Genomic DNA, 20,528 nt, shown 5'->3' with positions numbered 1-20,528 from the left:
AGGGGTACCGCGCAGGTCTCCTTCGGCGTAGCGGGCTCGCCTACCGTGGACCGATGGACAACCGAGCAGAAGTGAGGGAGTTCCTCACCACACGGCGCGCACGGGTCACCCCGGACGACGTCGGACTGCCCCCCGGCGGGAACCGCCGTGTGGAGGGCCTGCGCCGCACGGAGGTGGCGACGCTTGCCGGTGTGAGCGTGGAGTACTACACGAAGCTCGAGCGCGGTGCGATCAGCGGCGCGTCGCCGGAGATCCTCGACGCGATCTCGAAGGCGCTGCGCCTCGACGACGCCGAGCGGGCGCACCTGTTCGACCTCGCCCACGCGGCCGGCCCGGTCGCTCGGCCGCCGCGGCGACGCAGTGTGAGGTCCTGGCGGCCGCACCCGAGCCTGCAGTGGATGCTCGATGCCGTGACCGGTGGCCCGGCATTCGTCCGCAACGGCCGGATGGATGTCCTGGCCACCAATGCGCTGGCGCGGGCGTTCTACACGGACGTCTACGACATGCCCGGCCGCATTCAGGGGCAGCCGCCGAACATCGCCCGGTTCACGTTCCTCGACGAGCGGGCCCACGACTTTTACCCGGACTGGGACATGTTCGCCGATGTGACGGTGGCAATCCTGCGCACCGAGGCGGGCCGCGACCCGCACAACAAGGAGCTGCACGACCTGATCGGTGAGCTGTCCACCCGCAGCACCGAATTTCGGACCCGGTGGGGCTCGCACAACGTCCGCCACCATGGCACCGGCTTCAAGTCCTTCCGCCACTCGGTGGTCGGTGAGATGACCTTGGCCTTCGAGGGCATGGAGATGGAGTCCGAGCCCGGGCTGTCGGTCACGGTCTACGCCGCCGAGCCGGGCTCGGAATCAGCGGAGAAGATGCAGCTGCTGGCCTCCTGGTCCGCCGTCGAGGACCCCACGGCGTCCCGGGAGCCCGCGCGCGAGGCGGAGAGCTCCGAGCGCTGAGTGCGGGCCCCGGACGGTGGTGGTACTACCAGGGACTCCCTCGTGCGCGCTCGCGTGCCTAGCGGGGGTGGGCCGGGCGCTGCCTGCTGGACCACTGTCGACGGAAGAGGACTCCATGCCCACGATCGCCATCATCGGTGCCGGCCCGGTAGACGCCGGACGGGCCCATGACGCCGGCGTTGTGGATGACGGCGTCGAATCGGCCGTGCTCGTTCGCCTGCACGGCGACCAGGCGGGTCTCGTCGTCACGGGCGAGGTCGCCGAGGACGGAGCCGAGCGCCCCGGGTATGACCGATTCCTCGAGCCGCTCGCGGCCACGTGCGTGCACGACGACCTCGTGGCCCCGTTCGACGATTGCCTGCGCGGTCAGCCGCCCGAGGCCGGCCGCCCGGGAGACCCTCGGGGTACCCCTCACAGACGGGACTCCCTCGGTCGAGCCGGCCGACGTAGCGTCGAGCGCATGACCGACACCACGATGGAATACCGCCACCTCGGACGCTCGGGCCTGCTGGTCAGCCGGATCGGACTCGGCTGCATGAACTTCGGCGACGCCACCGGCAAGCAGGAGGCGTTCGAGATCATGGACCGGGCCATCGAGCTCGGTGTGAACTTCTTCGACACCGCCGACGTCTACGGCGGCCCCCAGAAGCCCGACATGGAAAAGGGGTACGGGACGTCGGAGGAGATTGTCGGGAACTGGCTGAAGGCGTCCGGCCACCGCGACGACATCGTGCTGGCCACCAAGCTGTACCAGCCAATGGGTCTCGGTCCGAACGACCGCCGGCTCTCCGCCTACCACATCCGCCGGGCCGTCGATGCGAGTCTGCGGCGGCTGCAGACCGACCACATCGACGTCTACCAGATGCACCACGTCGACCGGGCCACCCCGTTCGACGAGATCTGGCAGGCCATGGAGCAGCTGGTCGCCGCGGGCAAGATCAGCTACGTCGGCTCCTCCAACTTCGCCGGCTGGGACGTGGCGACCGCGCACCTGACCGCCCAGCACCGGAACTTCTTCGGGCTGGTGTCGGAGCAGAGCCTGTACAACCTCGCCAACCGGGCCGTCGAGCGGGAGCTGATCCCGGCACTCGAGCACTTCGGCATCGGCCTGATCCCCTGGAGCCCGCTGGCGATGGGCGTGCTCGCCGGCCGTCCTGAGGCGGGGGAGAAGACCGAGCGGCGCGCCCTGCAGGGTGAGGTGTATGACGCCGTGTCCGACCAGCTCGACGCCTTCGAGGCGCTCTGCGTGAGGCTGGGTCACAGCCCGGCCGCGGTCGCCCAGACATGGCTGCTGCACCAACCGGTCGTGTCGACCCTGATCGCCGGCTCCCGCACGAAGGCCCAGCTCGAGGCGGCTGTCGACGCCGTAGCCGTGTCGTTGGACGCCGACGCGCTGGCCGCGATCGACCGCATCTGGCCCGGCCCGGGTGTGGCCCCGATGTCCTACGCCTGGTGAGCGTGGGAGCTCGCGTAGAAGCAGCGCAGTCGTGCGACGTCTGTCCCGGTGAGGATCTGCTGACCGGGCCCGTCACCGGGCGACGGATAGGCTCGGCCCCATGACCAGCGAGGCGACCGGTGACGTCCGCGTGATGATCGTCGACGACCACGAGGTCGTCCGCCGCGGGATCGCCGAGGTGGTCGAGCGGGCCGAGGGGCTGACCGTGGTCGCCGAGGCCGGGTCGGTCGCCGACGCGCTGCGGCGCGCCGAGCTCGTCCGGCCCGACGTCCTCCTCGTGGACCTCCAGCTCGGCGACGGGTCGGGCATCGACCTCATCAGGACGCTGGGGGAGCGGCTGCCCGGTGCCCGGCCGATCGTGCTGACGAGTTTCGACGACGACGACGCCCTTGCCGCAGCCCTCGACGTCGGGGCCAGGGCCTACCTGCTCAAGACCGTCCGCGGAGCAGAGATCGCCGATGTCGTGCATGCCGTCGCCCAGGGACGCACCCTGCTCGACGCCCGCACCGTCACCCGGCGCCGCGCCGCGCACGACGACCCGACGGCGGACCTCACTCCCTCGGAGCGCAAGGTCCTCGAGCTCATCGGCGACGGCCTGTCGAACCGGGAGATCGGCGAGAGGCTGGGCGTGGCGGAGAAGACCGTGAAGAACCACATCACGAGCCTCCTGAGCAAGATGGGCCTCCAGCGGCGCACGCAGGTTGCCGCGTGGGTGGCCGGCCAGCGCGCGGCGGGCTGGCGCGGCTGAGCGATGGTTGGCGGCTCATCGCCCGGGCCGCCGGTCGCACGGAGGCGCCCCGGCGCTGCTCGTCGAGCTCCTCGGTCACGTCCGTGCGGGAGGAGGGGTCGGTCGTCGGCGGCTCCCGGAGCATCCGTTGGGTCGCCGGACGACGACGAGACTCTCACGTCCGGCCGGTCATCAGTCCTCGGAGGAGTCGGGGACGTCCCGGGATCGGACGTCGGATGCCTTGTCCTTGCCGATGACGCCGAGATGGGTGCTCCGGAACGAGTCCGGCAGCTTCAGCCCGTAGCCGAGGGCGCGGTCGACGCCGACGTGGAAGGCCCATGCGCAGGCGACGACGCCGATTGCCGTCGAGGCGACCGGCGACACCGGCTCCAGAGCCAGTGCCGTCACCGCTGCCAGGGCCGGGAGCGCGTAGTTGTGGACCGTGTTGTAGGACGCCGCCCCGGCTGCGGGCGACCGCGCGTAGCCCAGCATCGAGAAGTCGAAGACGAGGAACGCTGCGAGAACGACCCACCACCATTCGGGGTAGAGCACGAGGACCGCGATGAGGGCGAACAGGGCGATGGCCCCTCCCTCGATCCGTTGGATGGCATGAGTCTGTCCGGTCATCGGACGCTCCTTGGTCGTCGAGCGGCGTCGGGTTGTCCGGCCTGCCGGTGAGCGTCCTCGAACTCTACGGGCGGTAGGTGCGCGATCGCGGGCGGGTCGATGGTGGGCGTACCCGGGGATCCATCGGGCGATTCGCCAGGGCTCTCACCCGGGGGGCCGATCATCAAACCGCGAGGCGCCGAACGTTCAGAGCCCGGCTAGCCCCGCCGGGCCGTCGGGACCTGCCACTGCAGGAGTGTCCCTCTGCCCGTCTCGGTCCGGCCCACCGAGAACGTGCCCCCGTGCCGGCGAGCCCGCTGGGCGAGGTTGCCCAGGCCGGAGGACCGGGTGCGGTCGGCGGGTATGCCGCGTCCGTCGTCGATCACCTCGACCAGCACGGTGCCTGCCGGGCCGGAGCCGCGCACGCGCAGGTGCACCGACACGGAGGAGGCGCCCGCGTGCCGGGCGGCGTTGGACACGCCCTCGCGGACGACCGCCACGACGTCGTCGGCGACGTCGGGGTCGACACGCTCGCGGAGGGTGTCGGACATCGGTCCGCCGAGGTCGTCGTCGGCGAGCAGCCTGCCGTCGACCTCGACGAGCAGCGACGGCGCGAACCCGAGCGTCGTGCGCGCGAGCGAGGCCTCCCGGCGCAGCCGCTCGGCCAGCAGGACCGCCTGGTCCGGCTCGCGCAGGTTGTGGACGATGGACCGGATCTGTCGCACCGAGGAGTCGACCGCGTCGACGGCGGAGTCGATGAGCTCGGTGAGCTCCCGCGCCCCGGTCGATGCGTCGGCCGGCCCGGATCCGTGGGCTGCCCCGGAACCGCTCGCCGTCCCGGATCTGCCGACGCCCCTGTTCTCCAGGTCCTCGGCCCGTGCCCGCGCCTGGGTGAGCTGCATCCCCGTGGCGAAGAGCTGCTGGATCGCGAGGTCGTGCAGGTCCCGGGAGATACGGGCTCGCTCCTCGACCATCGTCGCGACGTCCTCGACGTGCCGGGCCCCGGCGATCTGCAGTGCGAGCACGGCCTGGGAGGCGACCTGCTGGGCGATCTCTAGCTCGAGCTCGGTGAACTCGGGCCGGCCGTGGTGGCGCAGGAGCAGCAGCACGCCCTCGGCCTCGCCGCTGAGCAGCATCGGCGCGTACAGCGCAGGTCCGAACGACGCGAGCTCGGGGACGCGCATCGTGCGCGACCGGGTCAGGGAGTCGACGATCAGGCCGGAGCGCTCCCGGATGACGGTCTGCGCGCGGCCCTCCGACGGGAAGACGACGCCGAGCAGCTCGCCGGCCCGGTCGCCGCGGACGATCTCGGCCACCCAGGTGTCGCCGACCGACGGCAGCACGAGGATCACCGTGTCCGCCTCGGCGACCTCGAGCAGGCGCGTGGCGACGAGCTCGAGCGCCTCGTCCTCGTCGGACCCCTCGAGCAGGGCGGTGGTGATCTCGTTCGCGACGGCGGTCCACCGAGCGCGGGTCTGCGCCGCCCCGTAGGTGGTCGCGTTCGCGACGGCCACGCCGGTGGCGCGGGCGAGGGTGATCGCCGTCGTCACGTCGGCGGGCGTGAAGTGCCCACCCTCCTTCTCCGCCAGGTAGAGGCGCCCGTAGAGGCGGCCGCCGGCGCGAACGGGTACCCCGAGGAAAGAATGCATCGGGGGGTGCCCGGGCGGGAACCCGCCGAAGTCGGGATGCTCGGTGAGGTCGTCGAGGACGAGCGCGCCGTGCGCGGGGATCGCGCCGAGCACGCCCGTTCCGCTGGGCGGGTGCCCGAGCGCGCGCATCTCCTGCTCCGACATCCCTACCTGGATGAAGGTCTGGGTCTCGCCGTTGGAGTCGAGCACGCCGAGCGCCGCGTAGCGCGCACCCGTGAGGGCGGCCGCCGAGGCGACGAGCCCGTCGAGGGCGCCGCGGACCTCGAGGTGACCGGTGAGGGTCAGGGCGGTGCCGAGCACCTCGTCGTCGAGCTCGTGCACCGGGTGCTCCCTCCTCAGGTCGTGGCGCCCGCTCAGGTCGTGTCGCCCGCTCAGGTCGTGGCGCCCGCGTGGGCCGGGCGGTCCCCACGCTCGGCCCGCCACGCGTCAGCGTACGGCGGGTGGCCGGCGATCAGCTCGGCGTGGGTGCCGCGGGCGAGCACCCGCGCGGGTGCGGCCGGCGCGCCGGCATCGTGCGCGCCGGGTTCGCGTCCGAGGACGATGACCTCGTCGGCCGCGGCGAGCGGGGCCAGCCGGTGCGTGACGAGCAGGACCCCGCGCGGACCTCCCGCGTCCGTCGCCCCGGTCCGCGGGGTCGTCAGCAGGTCGGTGACGAGCTCGTCGGCCAGCTCGGGGTCGAGATGCTCCGCCGGCTCGTCCAGCAGGACCAGCGGTGCGCGCGACGCGAGCGCGCGGGCGAGCAGGAGGCGGCGGCGTTCGCCGCCGGAGATCGTCGTCGCGTCGCTGCCGAGCCGGGTGGCGAGCCCGTCCGTTAGCCCCGCGAGCCACTCGCCGAGGCCGACCTGCGTCAGCAGTGCGGCCGCCTCGGTCGCGGTGACGTCGCCTCGGCCCACGCGCAGGTTCTCCAGCACGCTCGTGGCGAAGACGTGGGCGTCCTCGGCGGTGAGCGTGACGGTCGCGGCGCGCAGGTCCGAGGTCAGGCCGGCCGGGTCGCGCCCGTCGATCGTCACGGCGCCCGCCGTCGGCTCGAGCAGGCCGGCGAGCGTGGCGAGCACGGTGGACTTGCCGATCCCGGAGGGGCCGACGACGGCGACCGACCGGCCCGGGGTGAGGTCAAGGTCGACGCGCGCGACCGTGGGTCCGCCGGGCCAGGCCACCTCGAGGTCCTGTGCGAGCAGCCGGGGAGCGGGTGCGCTCCTCGTCGCGGTGGTGGCCGAGGGCGCGGCTGTCGGGGGAGCGCCGGTCAGCGCCGACCCACGAGCCTCCACGGTCGGCGACCCGCCCGCCGGTGCGGACGCCGTGGATGTGCCCGACACACCGGTGGGCGCCCCCGCCGCGTCCACGAGGGAGAGCACCCGCCGGGCGGCGGCCGCGCTCGTCACCCGCTGGACGGCCGCCTGGCCGAGGATCGCGGTGCCCTCGAAGCTGGCGAGCGGCGTGAGCACGACGACGCACAGCCCCACCTCGGACAGCTGCCCGGCGCCGACGGCCGGGATGCCCAGGACGAGTGCCCCGACGACCGCCACGGCCATCCCCACGAGGTCGAGCCCGGCGGCGACCGCCCGGGCGCGGCCGATCACGTCGCGCTCGCGGGCGAGGCGGTGCTCGGTGACCTCCAGCGCGGCCATGGCCGCCCCGACCCGGCCCGCGGTCTGCAGCTCGACTGCGCCGTCGACGAGCGCGCCGGCGTGCGCCGTGAGGTCGGCCCGCGCGGCGACCTGCGCGGTGGCCGCGCGCCGTGCCGCGGTGGCCGTGATCGCCGGGGAGACCACGCCCGCGAGCAGCAGCCCGGCGGCGAGGGCCGCGCCGGCTGCGGGCAGCAGGAGGCCGACGATCGCCACGGACACGAGGCCGACGCCGAGGGCGACCGCGCGGGGGACGGTGGAGCGGACGACGAGGTCGCCGATCGCGTCGACGTCCTCGCCGGCGCGGGCCAGCAGGTCGCCGCGCCGCAGCCGGGCGACGACCTCCGTGCGGCCGCCGGCGAGCGCGCGGTAGGTGCGCTCGCGGAGCGTGGCGACGCCGTCGAGGGCGACCCGGTGGGAGGCGAGGCGCTCGAGGTAGCGGAACAGGGCCTTGGAGATGCCGAACGCGCGTACCCCGACCGCCGCGACGGACAGCGTGAGCACGGGTGGGTGCTGGGAGGCCCGGGCGATGAGCCATGCCGAGACGGCGGTGAGCCCGACGCCGGCGCCGACGGCGAGCACGCCCAGGAGCACGGCCCAGGCCACCCGCCACCGCCGGACGCCGAGCATCGCGGTCGCGCGCCGCAGCACGGTCCGGTCGCTCCTGGTCATGCCCACGTCCCGACCTCCGCCGAGGCGACCTCGACCACCTGGTCGGCGACCGAGACGAGCGCGGGCCGGTGGGCGACGACCAGCACGGTGCGCCCCGCGTCCCGCAGCGCCCGCACGGCGTCGAGGACGTGGCTCTCGGCGTCGGCGTCGAGGTGGGCCGTGGGCTCGTCGAGCACCACGAGCGCGGCGCCGGTGACGAGCGCGCGCGTGAGGGCGAGCCGCTGGCGCTGCCCGACCGACAGGCCGACGCCGCCGTGGCCCACGACCGTGTCCCAGCCGTGCGGGAGTCCGGCGAGAACCTCGTCCAGGCCGGTGGCGCGGGCGGCGGCCGCGAGCGCGTCGGCCTTCGCGCCCGGGGCGACGTTCTCGGCGACCGTGCCGGGCAGGATCGTGGGGCGCTGCGGCACGTAGGCGACCTGCTCCCACCACGAGTGCCGGTCGACGTCGGCGAGGTCGGTCTCCGTGCCGTCGGCCGACCGTACGAGGGCCCGGCCGGCGTCGGGGGCGAGGACGCCGAGGGTGGTGAGGGCCGTCGTCGTCTTGCCCGACCCCGACGGGCCGACGAGCGCCGTGACCTCCCCGGGTGCGATCTCGGCGTCGAGGTGGGCGGGGGCGAGACGGTCGCGGTCGCCGGCACGCACGCCGAGGCCCCGCAGGAGCAGGGTCGCGCCCCGCAGGTCGGGGGCGGGGGCGGTGCCGGACCCGGCGGCCGGGGCGTCGAGCACGGCGAACGCCTTCTCCGCGGCGGCGACACCGTCGGACGACGCGTGGAACTGGGTGCCGACCTCGCGCAGCGGCCGGAAGACCTCGGGCGCGAGCATGATGCACACGAGCGCGCCCTCGAGGCCGACGAACCCGTAGACGAGCCGCATGCCGACGCTGACGGCGACGAGCGCCACGCAGATCGAGGTGAGGAACTCCAGCACGGCGCCGGACAGGAACGCGAGCCGCAACGTGCGCATGGTGGCGGCCGACCATGCTCGTCCGAGCTCCCGCACGCGACGCGCCGGCCCGTGCTCGCGGCCGAGCGCGGCGAGGGTGGCCAGGCCGGCCATGAGGTCCACGAGCTGGGCGCCGAGGCGGGACATCGCGGCCAGGCGGGCGTCGGCGAACTGCTGCGTGAGCCGCCCGATGAGGATCATGAACACCGGGATCAGGGGGATCGTCACGGCGAGGAGGATCGCGGAGGTGAGGTCCGCCCCGAGCACGACGGCGAGCGTGGCGGGCGTGACCGTCGCGGCCAGCAGCAGCTGGGGCAGGTAGCGCACGAGGTAGGGCTCGAGGTCGTCCAGGCCCCGCACGGCGAGCGTGACGGTCTCGGCGCCGTGCTCCGCCCGCCAGCGGGGCCCGAGCGCGAGCGCGCGGGTGAGCACGCTCGCGCGCAGCTCCGCGACGACGTCGGTGGCCGCCCGGTGCGCGACTGACTCCTGGGCGCCGTGCACGAGCGCGCGGGCGACCAGGACGACGCCGAGCCAGATCAACGGCGTGCGGACGTCGGTGAGGGTGGCGCCGCCCTCGATCGCCGCGGCGAGGATGCGCGCGAGGAGGAGGACCTGCGCGATCACCAGCGCCGCCGTCGTGGCCCCGGCCAGGGCGACGACGACGACGTAGCGCCGCGCCGCACGGGCGTGCGCGAGGAGGCGGGGGTCGAGCGGCTTCACGCTGTCGGCGCAGCGTCGTCGTCGGACCCGGCGTCGGACCCGTCGTCGGACCCGGCGTCGCCCCTGTCCGACCTGGCGGCGACCCGGACCGGGACGGTGACCCGCCGGTCGAGGCCGGCGGGCGTGTCGGGCAGGACGTCGGCGTTGATCCGGCGGCGGAAGACCCAGTACGACCACGCCTGGTAGGCGAGGACCAGGGGGACGAAGACGAGCGCGACGATGCTCATGACGACGAGCGTCGGCCCGGTGGCCGCGGCCTCGCGGAAGGTCAGCGAGTACGCGGGGTCGACCGAGGAGCGCATGACGTCGGGCGCCATGGCACCGAAGATCAGCACGACGGCGGCGACGATCGTCACGGCGGAGCAGACGAACGACCGCCCCTCCTGCTCGCGGTGCGCGAAGAACGCGGCGCCGACCAGGCCGACCGCGGCGACGACCAGCGGTGCCCACGTCCACACGTGGGCGGAGTGGGCGAGCTGGGCCCACAGCCCCCAGGCGGCGCCGACCACGAGGGCGATCAGCGAGAGCGGCTTGGCGGCGGCGACGGCCTGGTCGTGCACGGTTCCGGCCGTCTTCCAGGCGAGGAACACCATGCCGTGGGCGAGGAACAGCACCGCTGTGAGCAGGCCGCCGAGGAGGGTGAACGGGGTGAGGAGCGAGAGCAGGCCACCGGTGAGCTGGGCGTTGCCGGCGTCGTCCCGGACGATCTCCATGCCCTGGACGAGGTTGGCGAACGCGACCCCCCACAGGACGGCGGGCACCCAGGCGGAGATCGTGTGGAGGAGGTCCCAGCGCCGGCGCCAGGCGGGGTCGGTGACCTTGCCGCGCCACTCGATGGCGCAGATCCGCACGATGAGCGCGACGAGGATGACCAGCAGCGGCAGGTACATGCCCGAGAACATCGTGGCGTACCACTCGGGGAACGCCGCGAACATGGCTCCGCCCGCGGTGATCAGCCACACCTCGTTGCCGTCCCAGTGCGGGCCGATCGCGGACAGCATGGTGCGCCGCTCCTTGTCGCGGCGCTGCGCGTCGCCGCGGGGCAGGATCGTCAGCAGCATGCCGACGCCGAAGTCGAATCCCTCAAGCACGAGGTAGCCGGTCCACAGGACCGCGATGAGGACGAACCAGACGAGGGGAAGCGCCTCGGTCATGTCGATCGGTCTCCTTGTCGGGTCGGGCGGTTCAGTAGGCGAAGGACAGCGGCTGGTCGTCGTCGGCGGGGTCCGGCTCGGGCGCGGGGGCGGGGTCGATCCCCTCGCGGACGTACCGGCGCACGAGCCAGAACCAGACGACGCCGAGCGCCGCGTACAGCAGGGTGAACGTCACCAGCGAGGTGAGGACCGTCGTCGAGGTGACGACCGTGGACACGCCGTCCGCCGTGCGCAGCCAGACCTGGTCGACCGGGTTGTCCGGGTTCGGGTGGACGACCCACGGCTGTCGGCCCATCTCGGTGAAGATCCAGCCGAACGAGGAGGCGAGGAACGGCATGGGCAGCGAGACCAGGCACAGGCGGGAGAACCAGCGCGAGCCGGTCACCCGTCCTCCGCGCAGCGCCCACAGACCCCACACCGCCAGGGCGGCGGAGAACACGCCGAGCCCGATCATCAGGCGGAAGCTCCAGTACGTGACGACGAGGTTGGGGCGGTAGTCGACCCCCTCCCCGTAGAGCTCCTCGTACTCGGCCTGGACGTCGTTGACGCCCGGCAGGTAGCTCTCCTCGCCGGCGAAGCTGTTGGTTCCCATGAACGAGGTGACGCCGGGCAGCTCGAAGAGGTGGATGGCGTTCTCGCAGTCGTTCGACAGGTCGCCGATCGCGAGGATGGACAGGGGGACGGACTCGCCGCCGTCGCAGACGGCCTCGGCGGAGGCCATCTTCATGGGCTGTTGCTCGTACATGAGCTGGCCCTGGTGGTGGCCCGTGAGGATCACGGCGACGCCGGAGATCACCACCGTGATCAGGCCGACCATCGCGCCCGGTCGCCACACGTGCCGCGCCTCGGCCTCGGCCTGGTCGCCCTCGTGGGCGAGGCCGGAGGCGGGGGAGCCCGCGCCGCGGACGGTGCGCACGATCCACCAGCCGCACACGCCGGCCACGAGCGTGCCCGCCACGAGGAAGGCGGCCGCGACGGCGTGGCCGAACGCGGCGATCGCCGTGTTGTTCGTGATGACCTCGAGAAAGCCGCCGATGCCGTCGAGCTCGGCGCGGCCCGTCTCGGCGTTGTAGACGGCCCCGACGGGGTGCTGCATCCACGAGTTCGCCGCGATGATCCAGTACGCCGACAGGTTGACGCCGATCGCCACCATCCAGATGCACGCCAGGTGCAGGCCCTTGGACAGGCGTTCCTTGCCGAAGAGCCACAGGCCGAGGAACGTCGACTCAAGGAAGAAGGCGGCCAGCGCCTCGATGGCGAGCGGGGCGCCGAAGATGTCGCCGACGAACCGCGAGTACTCCGACCAGTTCATGCCGAACTGGAACTCCTGGACGATGCCGGTGGCCACGCCGAGCGCGAAGTTGATGAGCAGGATTTTGCCGAAGAAGTTCGTCAGCTTGAGCCAGTGATCCTTGCCGGTGCACCACCAGAACGTCTGCATGAGCGCGACGAGCGGGGCCAGGCCGATCGTCAGCGGGACGAGGATGAAGTGGTAGACGGTCGTGATGCCGAACTGCCACCGGGCGAGCTCGAGGGCTTCCACTTGGCTGTCCTTCCGGGCAGGGCTGTCGCACGGGTGAGCGCGGCTGCCGCCACGGTAGGAAGCGACACCGCGTCAGTGCCGGGACCAAGGTCCTGCGAGGTGACGCGACGTCGCGATCTGTGGGCGGGGGCGGGCGGTGCGCTGGGATGCGGGACGTGGGCGAGGTTGCAGGGTCCGGACGGCCTCCGTGTGGGATACTCGCCGGGACCCTGCCGCGGGGCCGTTCCCCCGCGCGGGGTCCGACGACGAGTTCCACGTCGGTGAGCAGGACCGGTTCGCGCCGCCTCAGAGCGCCGCCGCGACCGTACTGCGCAGCCGACAGGCCGCCGGGCGCCACCGTCCGCGCGGGTGAGGGGCGCGCCGTCGGTGCGCCGGCCGTTCTCCGGTAGGTGCGCGACCCAGGACTTCCGTCCGCGCACGCCGCGGACGAACCGAAGGCCCGCGAGCCGAGGGACGGCCGGCGCGTCGGGCGGAAGGAACTGCATGACCGAGAGCTCCGAGCCCACGGCAGAAGCAGCAGAGCAGACCCCGGAGGTCCCTGCGACCACGACCCCGCGTAGGCGCTCGTCCCGCCGGGCCACCACGGCCGCGGCAGCCCCGGAGGCGACCGCGACCGAGGACGCCGGCACTGCTGCGGAGGGCACTGCCGCGGAGGGCGCGGTGGTCGCCGACGCCCCCACGACCACGGATGCCGCCTCGTCCGTCGACGGCACCGCGTCTGCCGATGCCGCCACGTCCACCGACGACGTGGCCGCCGCACCCAAGACCACGCGCACCCGTGCGCCCCGCACCCGCGCCACCTCCACGCGAGCGACCGGCACCAGGTCGACCACGGCCCGCACCTCCCGGACGCGCAAGGCCGCGCCCGCCACCGACGCCGCGGGCCCGGCCACCGCCGACGCTGCGGACCTGGCCGCCGACGCTCCCGGCGAGGCTGCCACCCCCGCGGCCACGGGCCCGTCCGCCTCCGCCGACGAGCCGGCCGTCACGGGCTCCGCCGCGGGCTCGAAGGACGCCGCGCCCACCGACGCCGCGCCCACCGACGCCGCGACCACCGACGACCCGGACGGCGGGCCCGTCGCGGAGACCACCGACCTCACGGCCGACCTCGAGGCGCTCAGCGCGTCCCGTTCCGACGCACCGAGCGACTCCGGAGCGTCCGGTCGCGGCTCGAGCACGACCCGCGGCTCCGGGCGTGGTTCCACCTCCGGTACGCGCCGTGCGACGACGCGCCGACGTGCCGCTACCAGCGCCCCCACCACTCCGGAGCCCACCGAGGCACCCGCGTCCGCCACCACCGCTCCGGCGTCCACCGCGCCCGACGCCGTCGCGGCCGAGGCCGCACCGGCACAGACAGGTTCGGCCGACCTCGCGGACGCCGCCAAGGAGAGCTCCGCCTCGGCGCGCAAGCCCCGTCGGAGCCGCCGCGCGACCGCCCCGACCCGCGAGCCCGACCAGAACCTCGACGTCCTCGCCGAGCTCGGCGTCGCCGGCGACGAGCCCGCGGCCACGACCGGCGGGCCCGGCGAGGGCGCTCCCGAGGCCGAGCGCCCGGGCATCTCCGAGCAGGACGACGAGCGCACGGACGCCGGCCAGAACGACGACGCCGACCAGAACGACGCTGCCGGTCGCACGGACGAGCGCCGGCAGGCGGACGGCACCGCGGACGACGCGACGGACGAGAGCGCAGAGGCCGACGAGGACGAGGACGACGCGACGGACGCCGAGCCCGGCGAGCCTCGCCTGCCCGCGGCGGCGCTCCTCTTCCAGGCACCGGACCCGGCTCGCGCGCGGCCCCGGCGTCGCGCCGTCGCTCCCGCCGGCACGCCCGAGGTCCGCTTCGGCGGACCGGACACCGGTGACGACTCCCAGGCCGACCACGACCAGGCCGACGACGATGTCGCGGATCAGGCGGACGACGACGAGTCCGACTCGTCGACGGGCTCGGGCGGGCGCGGCGGCTCGGGCCGGCGCGGCTCGGGACGACGCTCGGGCAGCCGCCACGGCGGCGCTCAGGCGCAGGACGACTCCTCCCGGGACCGCGCGGACGACAACGGTTCCGAACCGGGCGACGGCAACGACTCCGACGACTCGGACGACTCGGACGACTCCTCCGACGACGGGCAGAACGGCGAGGGTGGCGGCAACCGACGCCGACGCCGGCGGGGCGGCCGCGGCCGACGCAACCGGTCCGGCTCGCGGGGCTCCGGCGACGGCTCGAACGACTCGGCCGACGACGGCTCGGACGACTCCGCCGGTGGTGACTCGTCCGGGTCCCGCCGGGGCGGCCGCGGCAGCCGGGACGACGCCGACGGCGACGACACCAACGGTGACGTCACCTCCGGCGACGACGCGAACGGCAACGGCTCCAACGGCGACGACGGGCACGACGACGAGCACCAGGACGGCTCGAGCTCGCGCCGCAGGCGTCGTCGGCGCCGCTCCGGCGGTCAGGGCGACGACGACGGGGGTGCGGCGCGCGCCCGCAACGAGGTCACCGCGCTCAAGGGCTCGACGCGGCTCGAGGCCAAGCGCCAGCGCCGCCGCGAGGGACGCGACGCCGGACGGCGTCGCACGACGATCTCCGAGTCGGAGTTCCTCGCCCGCCGCGAGTCCGTCGAGCGCACCATGCTCGTGCGCGAGCAGGACGGCCTCAACCAGATCGCGGTGCTCGAGGACGGCGTTCTCGTCGAGCACTACGTCGCCCGCCACACGCAGACCTCGATGGTCGGCAACGTCTACCTCGGCCGCGTGCAGAACGTCCTGCCCTCGATGGAGGCCGCCTTCATCGACGTCGGGAAGGGCCGTAACGCCGTCCTCTACGCCGGTGAGGTCAACTGGGAGGCCGCCGGGATGGAGGGCCAGCCCCGGCGCATCGAGCAGGCACTGAAGTCCGGCGACCACGTGCTCGTGCAGGTCACCAAGGACCCGATCGGCCACAAGGGCGCCCGCCTGACGTCGCAGATCACGCTCGCGGGCAGGCACCTCGTGCTCGTCCCGTCGGGCGCCATGACCGGCATCTCCCGCAAGCTCCCCGAGGGTGAGCGGAACCGGCTGAAGAAGGCGCTCAAGGAGATCGTTCCCGCCGGCGCCGGCGTCATCGTGCGCACCGCCGCGGAGGGCGCGACCGAGGAGCAGCTGCGCAGCGACGTCGAGCGACTGACGAAGATCTGGGACGACATCACGAAGAAGTCCTCCGGCAACGCCAAGGCGCCCGCGCTGCTCAAGGGCGAGCCCGAGCTCGCGCTGCGCGTGGTCCGGGACGTCTTCAACGAGGACTTCAGCAAGCTCGCCGTCTCCGGCGACACCGCATGGCGGACCATCAGCGAGTACGTGGGCGACATGTCCCCGGACCTCGCCGAGCGGCTGCACCACTGGACCGACGAGAAGGACCTGTTCGCCGAGCACCGCGTGGACGAGCAGCTCGCCAAGGGCATGGACCGCAAGGTCTGGCTGCCGTCGGGCGGCTCGCTCGTCATCGACCGCACCGAGGCGATGACGGTCGTCGACGTCAACACCGGCAAGTTCACCGGCTCGGGCGGCACGCTCGAGGAGACGGTCACCAAGAACAACCTCGAGGCCGCGGAGGAGATCGTCCGCCAGCTCCGGCTGCGGGACATCGGCGGCATCATCGTCATCGACTTCATCGACATGGTGCTGCCCGCCAACCGGGACCTCGTCGTGCGCCGCCTGCTCGAGTGCCTCGGGCGCGACCGCACGCGCCACCAGGTGGCCGAGGTGACGAGCCTCGGACTCGTCCAGATGACGCGCAAGCGCGTCGGCCAGGGCCTCGTCGAGGCCTTCTCGACGCCGTGCGAGCACTGCCACGGACGCGGGTTCGTCGTCCACGACCATCCGATCGAGCGCGGAGACGCCGCCGAGGCGCAGATCGCCGACTCCTCCGACCAGGGCGGCAGGCGACGTCGTGGGCGCGGCGGTTCCGGCCGCGGCTCGGGCGGCGGCTCCGGCAACGGGGGCGGCAACGGCGGGTCCGGCGGCAAGGGATCGGGCTCCAACGGCTCCGGCAAGGGACAGGGTGAGAGCTCCGAGGAGTCGAAGCCCGAGCCCGATCGCGAGGCGGTCCGGCTCACGCTCGCGCAGATCGCCGCCGCGGCGGCCCACGCGCATGAACGCGAGGGTTCGGCGTCGTCGGCACCGGAGGCGGACGGCGGCGCGTCGGACGACGCGGCCTCGAAGGGACGAACCGAGGCGGACGGCGAGTCGCCGATCGGCGAGGCGTCGGAGAGCGCGACGTCGACGAGCAGCCAGGAGGACGCCGCGTCCTCGTCGGCCGACGACGGTACCGGCTCGCCGGAGCATGCTGCAGCGGTCGCCGAGCCGGCCGAGGACCCGAGCGACGCACCGGCCACCACGCCGGCACCGCGGCGTCGTCGGGGCTCGCGCCGCGCGACGAGCGCACCGGTGAGCGATCCCGCGACGTCGGAGTAGCCGCCGGCGTCGACGAGTGAGGGGGCGGTGGTCGCGAACTCGCGACTGCCGCCCTCGCTCGTGGGCCACGACCCGCACGCTCGACGAGCTCGGGCGGAGTCAGCGGACGAGCGGGTGGTAGCGCAGGGGATTGGGCCGGCACTCGGCCTCGGTCGCGATGCGCATGTCCGCGGCGATCCTCCCGTCGTCGCGCAGGGTGTAGAGCCGATCGACGATCCGGTCGCGCAGCGTCCACGGGTCGATGGTGTTGAGGTAGATCTTCGTGCCGCCCTCGAACCCCGCGAGGGTCGAGACGCGCCACTTGAGCATGATCCGCCACGGCATCGGCTGGTCGACGTCGGCGGGCTGGTGGTGCCACTCCTCGTTGGAGGGCACGAGCGTGCCGGTCGCCGCGTGGGCGGCGTGCACGAGGTCGGAGACCGCGCGGAGCTCCTCGTCGGAGTGCTCCCAGGGCGCGGTGCGTGCCGAACGGGAGTAGATCTCGACGGTGGGGTAGCGGTGGCCGAACCCGGCGAACGCGATCGCGTGGTCGTTCTCCGCCACCACCAGGTTCTGGTACTGGGCGTAGTTGACGGCCGCCTCGTTGAAGAGGTTGGGGTTGGCGCGCAGCCGCTGGAGCTCGAGCTCGGCCTGGGTGCCCCGCTCGTCGATGGCCACGAGCTGCTTGTGGAGGTGGTCGAACGATGCGCCCGCGGGCTTCAGCCAGTTCTGGAACACCGCGACGTAGCGGGCATACCGGTTGGCCTCGTAGAGCGAGTGCAGGGCGTCGACCGTGAACGCCGTGTACCGGTGGTGCTCGTCGGGGGTGAGAGTTCCCGAGGAGGCCAGGTCGGCGTCTGTCGTCGCGTCGTCGGTGAAGTGGCGCCTCGCGACGACGACGTCGTGCCCGCCCCCGAAGAACGCCGTGGCGTGCCTGAGGCGCTCGGCGGCGTCCATCGACTGCCAGGTCGTCGTCGTGTCCCCGGCGGCCCGGAGGCGCTGGCCGACCACCCGGGCGACGTGCTCCTCGCCGTCGGGCGTCGCGAGGTACGCCTCTCGACGACGCGCCACGTCCTCGGGCACCTCGTATCCGTAGTTCTGGTGCCAGTAGTCGAAGGAGAGGATCTCGAACAGGTTGGGGATGCGGCGCAGCTCCGCGACGGTGTCGAACATCCGTGCCGCCGGGAGGCCGCGGAGGAGCTCCCAGTCGTCAGGGTTGCCGCCCTTGTTTCTCCTGGCGCCCGCGGCGCCCGGCCCCGCTCGACGCACGAGCCGGGCCTTCTCGGGCGGCGTCTCGTCGTAGCGCAGGTGGCAGAACGCGCAGTGCCGACCGTGCAGGTCCGGGTCCAGCGCGACCGGCTCGGTGGCCGGCTGCCCGACCGGCCGGTGCGCACGTCCTGGGACGGTCCAGACCTCGGTGCCCGTGAACGGGGAGACCTGCTTGATCGTCCCGTCGGTCATCCTGGTCAGCGGTGCCGCGCCGGGTGCGTAGGGCTGGGGCATCCCTCCACGGTAGTGCGGCGGGCAGGCGCCTGTGCGGGATCACACAGGCGGTACGGGCCGTCGCCGCACGTCTCAGCCTTGCCGCCGGGCGGGGCGGTGCGTAACCTGGGGCGTCGGCGCGCGCTGCGCCGATCGAGAAGAACCCCCGAGGCCGACAGGCCGAGGCGCGCCCGCCACCGGTGGGCGGCAGGTTCCCCCAGCAGCGATACAGAGATGAGCAGCAACGTGGTCTACGCGATCGTCAAGGCCGGCGGCCGGCAGGAGAAGGTGTCCGTCGGCGACATCGTCGTCGTCAACAAGATGGCCGGTGCGCCCGGCGACACCGTCGAGCTGACCCCGATCCTGCTCGTCGACGGCGAGAAGGTCACCACCTCCGCCGACGGCATCTCCGCCAAGGTCACCGCCGAGATCGTCCGTGCCGAGAAGGGCAAGAAGGTCACGATCCTGCGGTACAAGAACAAGACGGGCTACAGCCGTCGCCAGGGCCACCGCCAGTCGCTCACGCGGCTCAAGGTCACCGGCATCAGCTGACCCAGCGACCGGCCCCGGCCGGTCACCCCACCACGACGCACGCGCGCGAGCGCACCACCTCTACCGAAGAGAGAGCAGACGAGATGGCAACGAAGAAGGGCGCCAGTTCCTCGAAGAACGGCCGCGACTCCACCGCGCAGCGACTGGGCGTCAAGCGCTTCGGCGGTCAGGTCGTCAAGGCCGGCGAGATCCTCGTCCGCCAGCGCGGCACCCGCCTCCACCCGGGTCTCGGCGTCGGCCGTGGCAAGGACGACACGCTGTTCGCCCTCGAGGCCGGCACCGTGCAGTTCGGCCGTCGTCGCGACCGCAGCGTCGTCAACATCGTGCCCGTGGAGGCCTGAGCACCACCCATCCACGTCGACGAGGGGCGGACGGCATGATGCCGTCCGCCCCTCGTCGTACCCGGCCCGCCCGGCCGACCGCACGTCGTCCCTCGTTCCTCGCCCGCTCCCGTCCCATCCGGAGGACCCCATGGCCAGCTTCGTCGACCGGGTCGTCCTGCATGCCGCCGGCGGCAACGGCGGGCACGGCGTCGCCTCGATCCGCCGCGAGAAGTTCAAGCCCCTGGCCGGGCCCGACGGCGCGAACGGCGGCAACGGCGGGGACGTGGTCCTCGTCGTCGACCCCCAGATCCACACGCTGCTCGACTACCACCACTCGCCGCACCGGCGCGCGCCCAGCGGCGGCCAGGGCGCGGGCGACATGCGCCAGGGCGCGAACGGCGCGGACATGATCCTCGGCGTCCCCGACGGCACGGTCGTGAAGTCCGCCGACGGCGAGGTCATCGCTGACCTCGTCGGCGCCGGCACGTCGGTCGTCATCGCCGCCGGCGGCCGCGGTGGACTCGGCAACGCCGCGCTGGCCTCCCCGCGCCGCAAGGCGCCCGGCTTCGCCCTCCTGGGCGAGGAGGGGGAGGAGCGCGACGTCGTCCTCGAGGTCAAGTCCGTCGCCGACGTCGCGCTCGTCGGGTTCCCCTCCGCCGGCAAGTCCTCCCTCATCGCGACCGTCAGCGCCGCGCGGCCCAAGATCGCGGACTACCCGTTCACCACGCTCATCCCCAACCTGGGGGTCGTCATGGCCGGGGAGGAGCGCTTCACCGTGGCCGACGTCCCCGGCCTCATCCCGGGCGCGTCCTCGGGCAAGGGGCTGGGGCTGGAGTTCCTCCGCCACGTCGAGCGGTGCGCGGTGCTCGTCCACGTCCTCGACTGCGCCACCCTCGAGCCCGGCCGCGACCCCATCTCCGACCTCGACACGATCGAGTCCGAGCTCGCCGCCTACTCCGCCGACCTCGACATCGCCGGCTCGGGCGTGCCGCTCATGGAGCGGCCCCGCGTGGTGGTGCTCAACAAGATCGACGTGCCCGAGGCGCGCGAGCTCGCCGAGTTCGTCCGCCCCGACCTCGAGGCGCGCGGCCTCAAGGTCTTCGCCGTGTCCACGGCCACGCACGAGGGCCTGCGCCCGCTGACGTTCGCCCTGTCGGAGATCGTGGCCCGGGCGCGCGCCGAGGCGGGTCCGGCGGTCGCGCCGCGCGTGGTGCTGCGGCCCACCGCGGTCGACGACGCCGGCTTCACCGTCACGCGCAAGGGCAGTGCCGACGAGCCGTTCTTCCAGGTGCGGGGCAGGCGCCCCGAGCGCTGGGTCAAGCAGACCGACTTCGGCAACGACGAGGCCGTCGGCTATCTCGCTGACCGTCTCGCGCGGCTCGGCGTCGAGACCGAGCTGATGAGGGCCGGTGCCGTGCCCGGGGACACGGTCGTCATCGGCCCCGCCGACGGCGGCGTCCTGTTCGACTGGGAGCCGACGATGACCACCGGCGCCGAGCACCTCGGACCGCGCGGCACCGACCTCCGGGTCGAGGACGAGCGACGCCGCCCCACCCGCGCCGAGAAGCGCCGCGAGTTCCACGAGTCGATGGACGCCAAGACCGCCGCGCGCGAGGAACTGTGGACCGAGCGCAGGGCCGGCCACTGGGCCGACCCCTCCGACCACGAGTGAGCGCGGTTCTGCC

The 20,528-nt window shown here is 73.5% G+C and carries 15 protein-coding genes; 7 read left to right on the top strand and 8 right to left on the bottom strand.

The window, feature by feature from the left end; genetic code table 11:
• The first annotated feature begins 53 nt into the window (after positions 1-53).
• On the top strand, positions 54-965 hold the full coding sequence (locus tag ACPYO4_RS06530) for a helix-turn-helix transcriptional regulator (RefSeq protein ID WP_425708409.1): 912 nt from the start codon (positions 54-56) through the stop codon (positions 963-965).
• 58 nt (positions 966-1,023) lie between these two features.
• On the opposite strand, the gene ACPYO4_RS06525 is transcribed toward ACPYO4_RS06530, so the two are convergent.
• Entirely contained in the window at positions 1,024-1,380 is a 357-nt protein-coding gene (locus ACPYO4_RS06525; protein WP_425708408.1) for an SDR family NAD(P)-dependent oxidoreductase, read from the bottom strand.
• 60 nt (positions 1,381-1,440) lie between these two features.
• Here ACPYO4_RS06525 and ACPYO4_RS06520 point away from each other — a divergent pair, with 60 nt between their 5' ends.
• The gene (locus tag ACPYO4_RS06520) at positions 1,441-2,421 is read left to right on the top strand and encodes an aldo/keto reductase (RefSeq protein ID WP_425708608.1); all 981 of its coding nucleotides are present in this window, start codon (positions 1,441-1,443) and stop codon (positions 2,419-2,421) included.
• 100 nt (positions 2,422-2,521) lie between these two features.
• Positions 2,522-3,169, top strand: coding sequence for a response regulator (locus ACPYO4_RS06515; RefSeq protein ID WP_425708407.1), 648 nt, complete (start codon positions 2,522-2,524; stop codon positions 3,167-3,169).
• A 171-nt stretch (positions 3,170-3,340) separates the two neighbouring features.
• Here ACPYO4_RS06515 and ACPYO4_RS06510 read toward each other — a convergent pair whose 3' ends face one another.
• From ACPYO4_RS06510 to ACPYO4_RS06485, 6 genes are all read right to left on the bottom strand, one after another.
• A complete protein-coding gene (locus ACPYO4_RS06510) occupies positions 3,341-3,775 on the bottom strand; it encodes a DUF4260 family protein (protein ID WP_425708406.1) in 435 nt (144 codons plus the stop codon).
• 197 nt (positions 3,776-3,972) lie between these two features.
• Positions 3,973-5,724 (bottom strand): GAF domain-containing protein, encoded by a 1,752-nt coding sequence (locus ACPYO4_RS06505; protein WP_425708405.1) that lies wholly within the window; start codon positions 5,722-5,724, stop codon positions 3,973-3,975.
• Positions 5,725-5,774: 50 nt separating this feature from the next.
• Positions 5,775-7,700 (bottom strand): thiol reductant ABC exporter subunit CydC, encoded by a 1,926-nt coding sequence (gene cydC, locus ACPYO4_RS06500; RefSeq protein WP_425708404.1) that lies wholly within the window; start codon positions 7,698-7,700, stop codon positions 5,775-5,777.
• Positions 7,697-9,361 carry a thiol reductant ABC exporter subunit CydD gene (gene cydD, locus ACPYO4_RS06495; RefSeq protein WP_425708403.1) on the bottom strand — a complete coding sequence of 555 codons (1,665 nt, stop codon included), beginning with the start codon at positions 9,359-9,361 and terminating at the stop codon, positions 7,697-7,699. The genes cydC and cydD overlap by 4 nt, the downstream gene beginning before the upstream one ends.
• The gene (gene cydB / locus ACPYO4_RS06490) at positions 9,358-10,515 is read right to left on the bottom strand and encodes a cytochrome d ubiquinol oxidase subunit II (RefSeq protein ID WP_425708402.1); all 1,158 of its coding nucleotides are present in this window, start codon (positions 10,513-10,515) and stop codon (positions 9,358-9,360) included. Before cydB ends, cydD begins: the two co-directional genes overlap by 4 nt.
• A gap of 31 nt (positions 10,516-10,546) precedes the next feature.
• Positions 10,547-12,058, bottom strand: coding sequence for a cytochrome ubiquinol oxidase subunit I (locus ACPYO4_RS06485; protein WP_425708401.1), 1,512 nt, complete (start codon positions 12,056-12,058; stop codon positions 10,547-10,549).
• A gap of 1,743 nt (positions 12,059-13,801) precedes the next feature.
• Between ACPYO4_RS06485 and ACPYO4_RS06480 the strand changes: the two genes are divergently transcribed.
• On the top strand, positions 13,802-16,507 hold the full coding sequence (locus ACPYO4_RS06480; protein WP_425708607.1) for an Rne/Rng family ribonuclease: 2,706 nt from the start codon (positions 13,802-13,804) through the stop codon (positions 16,505-16,507).
• Positions 16,508-16,606: 99 nt separating this feature from the next.
• On the opposite strand, the gene ACPYO4_RS06475 is transcribed toward ACPYO4_RS06480, so the two are convergent.
• A complete protein-coding gene (locus tag ACPYO4_RS06475) occupies positions 16,607-17,989 on the bottom strand; it encodes a DUF4921 family protein (protein WP_425708400.1) in 1,383 nt (460 codons plus the stop codon).
• Between the two features lie 213 nt (positions 17,990-18,202).
• On the opposite strand from ACPYO4_RS06475, the gene rplU reads away from it, so the two are divergent.
• From rplU to obgE, 3 genes are all read left to right on the top strand, one after another.
• Entirely contained in the window at positions 18,203-18,520 is a 318-nt protein-coding gene (gene rplU / locus ACPYO4_RS06470) for a 50S ribosomal protein L21 (RefSeq protein ID WP_425708399.1), read from the top strand.
• 83 nt (positions 18,521-18,603) lie between these two features.
• Positions 18,604-18,861: a 50S ribosomal protein L27 gene (gene rpmA, locus ACPYO4_RS06465; RefSeq protein WP_425708398.1), complete on the top strand. Its 258-nt coding sequence runs from the start codon at positions 18,604-18,606 to the stop codon at positions 18,859-18,861.
• A gap of 130 nt (positions 18,862-18,991) precedes the next feature.
• Positions 18,992-20,515, top strand: coding sequence for a GTPase ObgE (gene obgE, locus ACPYO4_RS06460; protein WP_425708397.1), 1,524 nt, complete (start codon positions 18,992-18,994; stop codon positions 20,513-20,515).
• The last annotated feature ends 13 nt before the right edge of the window (positions 20,516-20,528 follow it).

Origin of the sequence: Georgenia sp. Z1491 (assembly GCF_049856175.1) — a bacterium.
Taxonomy (GTDB): domain Bacteria; phylum Actinomycetota; class Actinomycetes; order Actinomycetales; family Actinomycetaceae; genus JB111.
This window is presented reverse-complemented; position numbering and strand designations above follow the sequence as displayed.

Bases quoted from the DNA above. Each gene is read 5' to 3' on its own strand.
- ACPYO4_RS06530 (WP_425708409.1), top strand. From the start codon at position 54: ATGGACAACCGAGCAGAAGTGAGGGAGTTCCTCACCACACGGCGCGCA.
- ACPYO4_RS06520 (WP_425708608.1), top strand. From the start codon at position 1,441: ATGGAATACCGCCACCTCGGACGCTCGGGCCTGCTGGTCAGCCGGATC.
- ACPYO4_RS06515 (WP_425708407.1), top strand. From the start codon at position 2,522: ATGACCAGCGAGGCGACCGGTGACGTCCGCGTGATGATCGTCGACGAC.
- ACPYO4_RS06510 (WP_425708406.1), bottom strand. From the start codon at position 3,775: ATGACCGGACAGACTCATGCCATCCAACGGATCGAGGGAGGGGCCATC.
- cydC (WP_425708404.1), bottom strand. From the start codon at position 7,700: ATGACCAGGAGCGACCGGACCGTGCTGCGGCGCGCGACCGCGATGCTC.
- cydB (WP_425708402.1), bottom strand. From the start codon at position 10,515: ATGACCGAGGCGCTTCCCCTCGTCTGGTTCGTCCTCATCGCGGTCCTG.
- ACPYO4_RS06475 (WP_425708400.1), bottom strand. From the start codon at position 17,989: ATGCCCCAGCCCTACGCACCCGGCGCGGCACCGCTGACCAGGATGACC.
- rplU (WP_425708399.1), top strand. From the start codon at position 18,203: ATGAGCAGCAACGTGGTCTACGCGATCGTCAAGGCCGGCGGCCGGCAG.
- rpmA (WP_425708398.1), top strand. From the start codon at position 18,604: ATGGCAACGAAGAAGGGCGCCAGTTCCTCGAAGAACGGCCGCGACTCC.
- obgE (WP_425708397.1), top strand. From the start codon at position 18,992: ATGGCCAGCTTCGTCGACCGGGTCGTCCTGCATGCCGCCGGCGGCAAC.